This window comes from Saccharopolyspora soli, from assembly GCF_022678645.1.
In the GTDB taxonomy this organism is placed as follows: domain Bacteria; phylum Actinomycetota; class Actinomycetes; order Mycobacteriales; family Pseudonocardiaceae; genus Saccharopolyspora; species Saccharopolyspora soli.
This window is the reverse complement of sequence record NZ_JALBWV010000183.1, coordinates 1-556: the sequence shown is the minus strand read 5'-3', so window position 1 is coordinate 556 and position 556 is coordinate 1. Positions and strand designations below refer to the sequence as shown.

Here is a 556-nt window from a genome sequence, read left to right as displayed (position 1 = left end):
AGCCGCGCCGGTCTCACAGGGTTCAGGCAGCGTTGCGTGTTGATCTAAGGTGCCGCCATGACGCTCAAGCTCCGGCCGCTCGCGCTCGACGACGTCACTGCTGTCCACAGCTGGGCCTGCTTGCCGGAGTCGTGCCGCTATCAGGCGTGGGGACCCAACACTCACGAGCAGACGCAGGCGTATGTGCGGGCCGCGGTGGCGGCACCCCCAGACCGGCTGGTGTTCGCGGTGCTCGTCGATGACGACGTTGTGGGCAACGCCGAACTGAGGCTGCGCGGCCCGAGCACCGGCGAGATCGCGTACGCGGTGCATCCACGGCTGTGGGGGCAAGGCATAGCTACGGCTACGGCGCGGGAACTGCTTCGTCTGGGCTTCAACGAGCACGGGCTCCACCGCATATACGGCACGTGCGACCCGCGCAACCTCGCCTCGGCGGCGGTGTTGCGCAAGATCGGCATGCGATACGAGGGCCGGATGCGTGGCACCGCGTACATTCGCGATGGTTGGCGCGACTCGGATCTGTACGCCATCCTCGCCGACGACTGATACCCGCCCC

The 556-nt window shown here is 67.6% G+C and carries 1 protein-coding gene; it reads left to right on the top strand.

Annotated elements, in window-relative coordinates; translation table 11 throughout:
• Positions 1-57 precede the first annotated feature (57 nt).
• Complete coding sequence (locus MOQ72_RS44215) at positions 58-546, top strand: GNAT family N-acetyltransferase (protein WP_242192050.1); 489 nt, start codon at positions 58-60, stop codon at positions 544-546.
• Positions 547-556 lie beyond the last annotated feature (10 nt).